8 protein-coding genes are annotated in these 9,717 nt (G+C 71.9%); 6 read left to right on the top strand and 2 right to left on the bottom strand.

Annotation, left to right across the window (positions count from 1 at the left end; translation table 11 throughout):
- Positions 1 to 1,788 (bottom strand): relaxase/mobilization nuclease domain-containing protein (locus RQM47_RS16645; RefSeq protein WP_314009809.1); only part of this gene is annotated, 1,788 nt, incomplete at its 3' end.
- A gap of 160 nt (positions 1,789 to 1,948) precedes the next feature.
- The gene (locus RQM47_RS16640) at positions 1,949 to 2,398 is read right to left on the bottom strand and encodes a plasmid mobilization protein (protein ID WP_314009808.1); all 450 of its coding nucleotides are present in this window, start codon (positions 2,396 to 2,398) and stop codon (positions 1,949 to 1,951) included.
- 1,333 nt (positions 2,399 to 3,731) lie between these two features.
- Between RQM47_RS16640 and RQM47_RS16635 the strand changes: the two genes are divergently transcribed.
- From RQM47_RS16635 to RQM47_RS16610, 6 genes are all read left to right on the top strand, one after another.
- Positions 3,732 to 4,211, top strand: a complete 480-nt coding sequence (locus RQM47_RS16635) for a M23 family metallopeptidase (RefSeq protein ID WP_314009806.1) — start codon at positions 3,732 to 3,734, stop codon at positions 4,209 to 4,211.
- Positions 4,212 to 4,215: 4 nt separating this feature from the next.
- Complete coding sequence (locus RQM47_RS16630; protein WP_314009805.1) at positions 4,216 to 5,649, top strand: hypothetical protein; 1,434 nt, start codon at positions 4,216 to 4,218, stop codon at positions 5,647 to 5,649.
- Between the two features lie 78 nt (positions 5,650 to 5,727).
- A complete protein-coding gene (locus tag RQM47_RS16625; protein WP_314009804.1) occupies positions 5,728 to 6,147 on the top strand; it encodes a plasmid mobilization protein in 420 nt (139 codons plus the stop codon).
- Positions 6,148 to 6,655: 508 nt separating this feature from the next.
- Complete coding sequence (locus RQM47_RS16620; RefSeq protein WP_314009803.1) at positions 6,656 to 7,933, top strand: replication initiation protein; 1,278 nt, start codon at positions 6,656 to 6,658, stop codon at positions 7,931 to 7,933.
- Positions 7,934 to 7,985: 52 nt separating this feature from the next.
- Positions 7,986 to 8,468 carry a hypothetical protein gene (locus RQM47_RS16615; protein WP_314009801.1) on the top strand — a complete coding sequence of 161 codons (483 nt, stop codon included), beginning with the start codon at positions 7,986 to 7,988 and terminating at the stop codon, positions 8,466 to 8,468.
- Between the two features lie 142 nt (positions 8,469 to 8,610).
- Positions 8,611 to 9,711: a tyrosine-type recombinase/integrase gene (locus RQM47_RS16610; RefSeq protein ID WP_314009799.1), complete on the top strand. Its 1,101-nt coding sequence runs from the start codon at positions 8,611 to 8,613 to the stop codon at positions 9,709 to 9,711.
- The last annotated feature ends 6 nt before the right edge of the window (positions 9,712 to 9,717 follow it).

The following is a 9,717-nucleotide window of genomic DNA, read 5'->3' as shown; positions in this document are numbered from 1 at the left end:
GCCGCCTGGTCCGGCGAGCACCCGTTCTGTTCGCCGGGCGCGGGCGCTGATCGCGCGAGCGGCGGGGTCCTGAGCGGTCCGCCCCCCGTCGGCGCGTAGCGTCTGCGACCTCGACGCCGCGTCCAGACGGGCCTCGTTCGCGCGCACGTATCCCGCACCCGCCTGGCCCGCCTCGGCTGCTCCGGCCCGAGCGGGGTCTGTTGTCGCACCCCGGACCAGCCCGAGCGCCCGTTTCGTCTCGGTCTCGCGGAGCTTGCCGAAGGCTTCGGGCCGCTCGCTCATCGCTCGTGCTGCCGCGTCAGGCCCCTCTCGTGCGGCGAGCCGAGCGAACCGCTCGCTGGCCGCTCCTGGATCGGCGTAGACCCGTCCGAGCGCTCGCGCGAACGTCTCGCTTTCCTGGGAGGCCCGTGCCGAGGCCCGCTGGGCGGCCCGCGACGCTCCGGCCTCGACCCGAGAGCGGGCTGAAGACGCCCGACCGTGCTCGGCCTCGACGCGGCTGAGCCGCCCCCGCTCAGCGACGAGCGCGGCCAGCCGGTCCACCCGCCCGCCTGGCCGGACGTCGCGGTGGGCGGCCCGAGCGGGGAGCGTCCGCGCTGCGAGGGAACGCGGTGGCGTGGAGCCGCCGTTGTCCGCCCCAGGCGCGAGATGATGGCGCCCACCTGCCCCACGACGGGCGGAGGCGGTCCGCGCAGCCAAGAGCGCGGCCCGTCCCAGACGCCTGGGGAGTTGGCGCTCGACGTCCGTGTCCATTTGTCCCCCGGCCCCGAGCGCAGTCAGACCTCCCCTCGCGATGCGGGAGGCGAGGAGCGCGCCCCGCGTCGAGGTCGCGGCCACGCCGTTCCGAGCGGCGCCCTTCCCAAGCACGTGGGCTCTCCGGGACCGGACCTGGTTCGACGTCCGGGACGGCTGGTGCTTCCGGGGGCGTCCTCGGCCTCGGGTCCATGGCGCTGGCCCGCGGGCGCTCGGGGACCCAGTGGATTCGCGCGCCGCTCGGTCCTGGCGGGGTGCGCTTGGCTCCCCCGCCGTCGTACGGTCCGCCTTACCACGGAGCGGGCCGAGCCGGTTCTCCAATCGCCGTCGGCTCACCGCCCGTGAGACCGACGAGAGCCGGGCCTCCCGCTCCCCGTCGGTCACGACGGCTTCCCGGCCCCGCCGCTCCACGCGGAGCCCGTGCGAGGCGAGTCGGCCGTCGAGGTCGGACCACGACCCCGACTCCCGGAGGTCGGCGAGCGCCTTCGCCCGGACCTCGGCCGCGAACCCCCTCTCGCTGTTCCCACTTTGAGCCTGCACTTCCAACGTGGGCGCCCCCCGTTCGAGCTCCCGATTCCGCCCCGTCCATCGGACGCCGAGCTCGCGCTCCTGCGCCTCCATCGAGGACCGGAGACGGTACCGATCCCGCCACGTGGACCACGCCTTGCCGTCCGGCCCGATGCGGTTCACCATGAGGTGGACGTGGGCGTGCGGCTGGTCGGTGTGCCGGACGACGAGAGCCTGGTGGTCGTCGAGGCCGAGGTCCCGGAGCGTCCGGTCAGCCGCCGCGCGGACCTCCGCCTCGGTCGGGTGGTCGTCGGGGTCGAACGCGATGGCGACGTGGTAGACCGGCTTCGCCACGCCGCTCGCAGCAGCCTCGTCCCGCATCTCGGCCGCCACCGCGTCGGGGTCGATGGTGCCCCCGTCCATCCCCTCCATCATGTTCCGGGTCTCGGCCCAGCCCACCCTGCTCTCGTCGCCGACGAGGTAGGCGCCGAGCGCCCCGAAGCTCTGTCCGGAGGAGGACGCTGCGATCATGTCCTCCCTCCTGAAAACCGGGTTGCGACCGAGTCTCGCGCGGACTGCACCGGACCTCGTTCGCACATATCTCCGAGACCCGCAGACGGACGCCGAGAGAGACAGCCAGCGGGCCGTCCCTCTCCCGTCTGGCGGTTGCGGAGCAGGGTGGGGTGTGCGCTCACGACGGGGTCCCGGTCTCGCCCTCTCCCGGCGACTTCCCGATGCGCGCGAGCGCCGACCGGACGTCGTCAATGGCGGCCCGCGCCTCGGTCTCGGTCGCTCCCCCAGCGTTGGCCCGGCGGACGAGTTGGTTGAGGTTCACGCCGACGCGGCGGAGCGCCTTCCGGGCCGCCGCGTCGGCGAGTGGGACGACGGGGCGGCCGAGCGCCCGCCTCCGGAGGAACTCCGAGACCGAGAGCCCGGCCTGCGACGCGGCCTCCCTGATCCGGTCCCTCTCGACCGACGTGACCTGGAACCCGACCTGGACCTTCGGCCCCTCCTCCGGCTTCCTCTTCGGCCGACCTGGACTCCCCCGCCGCCGTCTCGTCGCGGGCTTCTCGGACGACGCGGCGCGCGCCCCGGCCTTGGGCGGACTCGCCTGGTCCGGCCCCGATACGGCCTCCGTCACAGGGGAGGACCCGTCCGCTTTTTTTGTAGAAGAAAACCTCACTTGCCGAAAATCGCTTAGCTCTGACTCAGCCCCAAACTTAGGGCATGGGTCCGGGCTGATCAACCCCCGGACCGCTGGCGGACGCCGACTCCTCGTGACGGTCTGCCGCCGTCCAGGTCACGACGCACTGGACCGCCGGAAAACGGACGGACGCCCCCTGACCTCTTCGGCCACTGGTGGCCCCAGCGACGTGGTGACGGAGTGGGTGGACAAGCCAGCGCTCGACCCGCCCTCTCCGGCACTCGCCAGCGGACCGGCGGAGTCGAGTTCGGCAACACCCCGGCGGCGCTGGCAGACCGCCCGCCGGGGTCGGCGCCCACTGTCAAGGACTCGCACCTCGGCAACACGGGCCGACCGAACGACCGCGTCCGGATGCGCCGGAGTCGTCGGTCTTGCTGGGCCTCCCGACGGGTGGGCGGAGGGCTGGGCCAGAGAGGTCGCATCCGGTCTCGGAACGAGCTGCTGACGTTCTATCGACGCAGGGTCGGGCTCCGCTATCAGGGTCCGTCCCCCCCGACGTTGCTCATGAGACAGACCGGCCTAAAAGAGCGCGCTCACCTTCTCCGCACATATGCAGCCGCGCCCTCTTCGGGGACCCTCCCGCTTTGCGCCGCGGCGGACTCCGACCCGTTCTGGCACCTACCCGTTTGAGGCCTCCGGACCATGGATCGACGGCCGGGGGCCAGAGCCCATCTGAGCCATGCCTGAACCTCCCTTCTCCACACCGTCCCGGCCCTCCGTCGCTCGCCGGTTCGCCCGCTCAGTCGAGGCCCACGACGCCGCGCTCCGACCGGCCCCCGTCGTCTTGCTCCGCGCGCTGGCGGACGTCGTCGTGGGCCGAGAGTCAGCGCCCGGTGGGGGAGGGGTCGAGGACGACGGAGGACCCGACGCTCCCCGTTCGGGGGGGCACTCACAGAAGAACGGTGGGACCTCCCATGCCCGGCCCGCGCGAGCGGCCCTGTCCGTCGTCGCCGTCGCCGTCTGCGTGGGGGCGTTCGCGGGACCGTCGCCAGCGTCCGACGGCGAGGCCGGGGTGGGCCGGGCGTCGGTGGCCGCCGTCGTGGCCCTTCGGTCTCGCGCCGAGACCGCCCGGGCTGCCGACGGCTCCTCTACCCCCGAGGTCCGAGGCCTCGCTCCCTCGCCGATCGCGCAGCCGGACTCGGCCCGCCGCGCCGACCTCGCCCGCCGCGCCGCCGCGCTCCGCCAGCGGCCTGCCCTACCGCCCGGCCTCCCCGTCGGGGCGCCCGTCGCGGGTGTGGTCAGCTCGCCCTTCGGCCCCCGTCGGCACCCCGTGTCCGGCCGACTCCGAGGGCACAGCGGGACCGACTTCGCCGTCCCGCTCCGCACGCCGGTCCGGGCAACCGCCGACGGCCGCGTGCTCGCCGTCGGCGTGCGCTCGGGCTACGGGCTCACCGTCGAGGTCGAGCACCGCGACCCGTCGGGGCTCGCGACGTCCACGCTCTACGCCCACCTCAACGCCACGACCATCATGCCTGGGGCTCCCATCCGGCGCGGGACCGTCGTGGGCCTGAGCGGGGGGGTGGGCTTCGGCGCCGGGGTCTCGACCGGCCCCCACGTCCACTACGAGGTCCGCGAGCGAGGCAGCGCCGAGGCCATCGACCCGTCCGTGCTCTACGACCGCGTCCGGGCGTGGAGCGCTGAGACGGCCCGGCGGCGGCACGAGTTGGCGACGGTGATCCGGACCCTGCGACGAGCTCAGACGGAGCAGAACCAGACCAGCACTCCCCACACAGCGCCCCTCTCCCCCTAGACCGATGCCCCAGACGCGAACGGAACGTCGCACACACCAGACGGCCCGACCGTCGGTCCCTCAGCCGGACGGTTGTGGCTCCCCGGTCCGCTCTCCGGTCGCGCTCCCCGTCGGCGAGCGGGCCGTGCTCGGGGTCCTGCTCCGCTGCGCCGAGGGCGGCGGCTCAGAGCCCCTCACGGTTCCCGTCGGGGACGTCGCCAAGGCGGCGGGCCTCCGCTCCGAAGACGCCTGCGAGGTGGGCGCCCTTCTCCGTTCGCTCGCGGGCCGCGTCGTCGAGTGGAGATCGCCCGAGTCCCTGACCATCGCGCCGCTGCTCGCGGAGGTGACGGTGGACGGACCCGACTGCCGGTTCATCCTCTCGCCTGCGCTCCGCCGACGGCTCTCGCCGAACGAGCCGGACAGCGCCTGCGCGCTCCGGCCCCAGCTCGTGGAGTTCGGGCTCACCGAGGACCAGGTCGAGCGGGTCCTCGGCCTCCCGGTCGAGGTGGTCGAGCGGAACCTGGCCTACGTCGAGGGCGAGCTCGCACGGGGGCGCGAGATCGGAGCGCTCGGGGCGTACACCTACCGGGCCATCGAGGGCGACTGGGGTGGGAGCGCCGAGGCCGCCCGCCAGAAGCGCGCCACCGTCCGGCGGGCCGTGGCTGCCCAGGCAGAGGCGACCAAGAACGCCGTGTTTCCACCCCCGGCGCTCGCTCGCAGCCAGGCCACGCGGCGGGCCGAGGACGCCGAGGGGCAGAGGCTCGACGAGCACGTGGTTGGGCTCGCCGACGCCGAGCGGGCCGACCTCGACGCCGAGGCGGTCCGGCACCTCCAGGGCCAGGCGTACCACGGTCTCGGCGCCGTCGAGCGTGCCCTGGCGGCGGGGACCGAGGCCGACCTCGGACCCGCGGCGCGCGGTGCGCTCACGGCCGCGCGCCGCGACGTGATGGCCGACTGGCTCCGACGGGGGGCGCTCGCCGTCGTCGTGGGCCTGTCAGCGCTCGTCGTCGGGTGCTCCCAGGACGGACCCGAGGTGCCAGCACCGGCCGCGCCTCAGGAGCGCACGTCGCTGGCGTCCCCGCTCCTCGGCGTCTGGGACTTGGCCGATGTGGCCCCGGAGCTCGGCGACTGCCACGAGGCCTCCATCGGGTTTCGGTCTGACGGGCGGTACATGGCGAAGTCGGGAGACCAGGTGGTCACCGGCCGCTACGTCGCCGAGCCGGCCGTCGTCGAGGGCCGGGCCGGGTTCGTCGTCGCCCAGCGCCCGGAGGTCCACAACGGCCGACCCAACTGCCAGGGGGTCCCGGCCGACGTGTCGCTGGCGACGAGCCCGCCGACCGCCTTCGTCGAGGTCGAGCCCGGCGACCACGACCGCCAGCCCGAGCGCGCGAGGCTCTACTTCGGGGGCCAAGCGGAGCGGCCCGCCGTGCACCTCGTGCGCCGGACGCTCCACGATTAGCGCCGTCCCGGCCCCGGACCCTACAGCGCGGCTCCTTATATTTGGGCCGACCCACGATTCCGACGTCCCCCCGCCCGGATGACAGTTACGAGACGGACCAGCCGAGACTCCAGTAGCGACCAGAGCACCGACGGATCGCCGGACAGGAGAGGTAGCTCCGGCGACCAGGGAGACTCGGGCGCACCGTCCTGGCTCACTTCGGAGGCCAAGGAGACGCGTCGGACGACGACGCGGAGTTTCCGGCTCTCCCCGTCCGAGTGCGACCGGATCGACGGCGCGGCCGAGGGGGTCGGCATGACGACGTCGGCTTACCTCCGGTCCCGCGTGTTTGGCCCAGGGCCGGACATCGCCGCGTGGCGGCGAACCTACGAACTCGTCGTCGAGCTCGAGGCCGAAGCGGAGCAGCAGCCCCTCTCCGCTGAGCGGGTCAGGGCGTTCAAGACGGCCGTCGAAGAGATCGCCCTCGGCGTGTTCTCCGATGAAGAGGCGGGGGCCTAGCCCCGTCGGAGAGCGTCTTTGGCCGTCCTGATCCCACAGAGAAGCGTCGTCGTCGTCGTTTAATATGTTTAAGAACGTTTAGAACGTTTACGGCTGGTATCTGACTGGGGGACAACGAGATGCGGGCGATCAGATACCACTCTATGGGGCGTGAGGCACCACTCTGTGGGGCGAACCATACCACTCTATGGGGCGTGAGATACCACTCTGTGGGGCGAACCATACCACTTTATGGGGTGACCGGGAATCGCTGAATGGGAGCCGGGAGAGCCGTTTATGACACCCCGTCTCGCGACCCCTACCATTTTATGGGGTGAGGGGTACCACTCTATGGGGTCAGGGGCCTGGACGCTGTCGCTGGGGAGCCGTCACATACCACTCTATGGGGACGTGTGGTCTCTGAGCGTCTGGCGTATTACACTCCGTGCAGCGCGCCGGTACCGGCGGCTCCGCCGACCTTGCGCCCCCCTCGCCCGAGCGGTACCCTGCCCGTCCACCGCCCCCTTTCATGTTGCCCGGACCGCTGGAGATCAAGAAGCACGTCGGGGCGATCCACGTCAAGGCCCCGCTCTCGTTCCTCCAGCGGAAGGCGGCCAACGTCTTGCTCCTCAACGCCTACGACGAGCTCCCCGACGAGTCGGTCATCGAGCACTCGATCAAGCTCACGGACCTCGCCGAGGCCGTCGGGTTCAACTCCAAGAACTCGTCGTACCTCCGGGAGGCCCTTGAGACGCTCGTCGAGACGAAGGTGGTCTGGAACGTGCTCGACGCCGAGGGCCGGGAGGGGTGGGGCGCCAGCGGGCTCCTGGCTCAGGCCTACGTCGAGCCGGGGTCCGGGACATGCCAGTACGCCTATTCGCCCCGGCTCCGCGCGCTCCTCTACAACCCGGCGATCTACTCCCGGATCAACCTGACGGTCCAGACCCGGTTCAGCTCGGGGACCGCGCTCGCGCTCTACGAGAACTGCCTCCGGTTCCTGAACGTCGGGACGACCGGTTGGATCGATGTCGGCGACTGGCGGGGCCTCCTCGGCGTCGGCGAGGACCAGTACACGGCGTTCTCCGCGTTCAACCAGAAGGTGCTGGCGCGGGCCGTGAAGCAGGTCAACGCCCACAGCGATATCCGGATCGAGATGGAGAAGAAGAAGGAGGGGCGCCAGATCGCGGCCCTCCGCTTCAAGGTCACGGCGGCCCCCGCCTTCGAGACGGCCTCCCTGCCGAGCGGCGACGGCTCGTCGTCGGGCCGACTCCGGCTGTCCGAGTTCGGGCTGACCTCGAACCAGACGGACGAGGTACTGGAACTCGCCCCCGAGCAGGTCGAGCGGAACCTGGCCCACGTCGAGGGCGACCTGGTACGGGGCAAGAAGATCGGGAAGCTCGGGGCGTACACGTACCGGGCGATCACGGAGGACTGGGCGGGCTCGACGGCGAAAGGGGAGCGGACGCAGGCGTCGCTCTTCGAGGGGGCGGTGGCAGGAGCTAGCGCTCAGGCCCCGCCCGCGTCGGAGGTTCTGGCCGGCGAGGCCGCTCGGCGCGACCGGGAGGCAGCGCAGGCGTCGCGGCTCGACGCCCGCATCGCCGAGCTCGACGCCGAGGCCCGGGCGGTCCTCGACGCCGAGGCCGTCCGCGTGCTCCAAAGCCAGCCGTACCCCGGGTGGCAAGAGGTGGAACGGGCCATCGAGGGGGGAACGGAGAGCGACCTCGGCCCAGCGAGCGGGGGCGCGCTCCGGATGGCCCGGCGCGATGTCGTGGCCGTGTGGCTTGAGCGCGGCGAAGGTCAACAGTGACCGGCGTCGTTCTAATATCCTATTACCGTTATTGCAGGTATCGCTGATTTCCTTGAACCAGTCGACCCCAGACCTGAACCGGAGCGTGCCGGACGTCGAGGCCGATGAGCCGACGTGGGCGACCGTCGGAGAGCCTGGAGTCGCGTCTTACGCGGCGTTCAATCTGGACATGTTCGACCTCGAGTGCCCACGGGCTCGCATCTCGCCGTTCGTCTCCTACGCCGAGGCGGCGGCGTTCGTCCGTGTCAACTTCTGGTTCAACGGGGTCGACTACTGGGACGGAGAGCGGTGGGTGCTCGACGTCCGGGGCGAGGTGCTCCTGCCGGGCGGCCCAGCCCAGAAGCAGCGACTCCGCGAGTTGGCGGCGGAGCTAGCGCGCGCCGACTCAGCCCTCCGTCGAGCGGCCATGCTCCTCGGCCGTGAGGACCTGGCGGGCGACGCTCGGGGCGTGGGTCCGAGGCTAAGCGAGACGGCAAACGTGGTGGGAGACGCCGTGGTCCGGCTCAGGGCTGCTGCTGGTGTGCCGCTGGGCTAACTCGTGAACGTGAGGAAGAGCATCTCAGTCAGCTCTCGATAACTTATGAGAATGGCAATTCTCAGAAGTCATATCTTCCGCGACCGACCTCCTGACTGCTGGTGGGATCAAACAACGGGTGAAGCGACCCTGCAATAACGGAATGGCCCCGTCTGAACTTCCGGTCCCGTCGCTAGCCACCGTCGAGGTCGGCCGCCAGCGGCCCGGTCCTAACCCGGCGACCGTTTATCTCGCGCGCCTCGCGCCCGGCAGTCGTCGGACCATGCGCGGCGCGCTCGCGACTGTGGCTGCGATCTGCGTGCCCGACGCCGACCCGGCGCCCGACCCTGAGGCCTTCCCATGGGGGGCGTTCCGGACCGAGCACGCGAAGGCGGTTCGTGCAGTCCTCGCCGAGCGGTTCAAGTACACGACGGCCAACAAGATGCTCTCGGCGCTCCGAGGTGTCCTCCGCGAGGCGTGGGAGCTCGGACTCATGGAGACGGAGCACTACCACCGGGCAGCTAGCGTCCGCGCCGTCAAGGGGTCCTCGGCGGCGGCGGCCACGGGGCGCTCGCTCGCCCGAGGTGAGCTACGGGCACTGATCGAGGCGTGCCTCATGCCGGTGTCCCCCCGAAAGGGAGACCCGGCCGTCGTCACCGAAAAGGGCCAGCGCGACGCGGCGGTGGTCGCGCTCGGCTACGGGTGCGGGCTGAGGCGTGACGAGTTGGCGACGCTTAGGGTCGGCGACCTCGACCTGGTGCAGCGCCGAGCCGTCGTGCGCGGCAAGGGCAACAAGACCCGCGTCGTGCCGGTCCCGCCAGGAGCGTTCCACGCCCTCCGCGATTACCTCCGGGTGCGGCTGGCAGGCGTCGCTGGACTAGACGGGTCAGCGCTGGTCGAACGCGACGCGGAGGGCGGCGTGCCTCACCCCTCCCCCATATACAAGGACACGCCCCTCTTCGTACGGGCGCGGCGTGGCGGGCGGCTGGTGGCCAGCGCCGACGCGCTGACGGGCCAGGCGGTGTACCACGTGCTCCGCCAGCGGGCCGCGGAGGCGGGCGTGGAGGCGTTCAGCCCCCACGACTTGCGTCGGAGCTACGTCGGGGACCTGCTTGACGAGGGGGCCGACCTGTCGGTGGCGCAGCAGCTCGCCGGCCACGCCAGCCCGACGACGACGGCGGGATACGACCGGCGGGGGGAGCGGGCCAAGGAGCAGGCGGCCTCCCGGCTCGACGTGCCGTACGATCGGCTAAGCGAACGGTAAGAGCGC

Origin of the sequence: Rubrivirga sp. S365 (genome assembly GCF_032248475.1) — a bacterium.
GTDB lineage: Bacteria > Bacteroidota > Rhodothermia > Rhodothermales > Rubricoccaceae > Rubrivirga > Rubrivirga litoralis.
This window is presented reverse-complemented; position numbering and strand designations above follow the sequence as displayed.

What these genes read in the sequence shown, in the direction of transcription:
- RQM47_RS16620 (WP_314009803.1), top strand. Translation starts at nt 6,656, where the DNA reads ATGTTGCCCGGACCGCTGGAGATCAAGAAGCACGTCGGGGCGATCCAC.
- RQM47_RS16625 (WP_314009804.1), top strand. Translation starts at nt 5,728, where the DNA reads ATGACAGTTACGAGACGGACCAGCCGAGACTCCAGTAGCGACCAGAGC.
- RQM47_RS16630 (WP_314009805.1), top strand. Translation starts at nt 4,216, where the DNA reads ATGCCCCAGACGCGAACGGAACGTCGCACACACCAGACGGCCCGACCG.
- RQM47_RS16610 (WP_314009799.1), top strand. Translation starts at nt 8,611, where the DNA reads ATGGCCCCGTCTGAACTTCCGGTCCCGTCGCTAGCCACCGTCGAGGTC.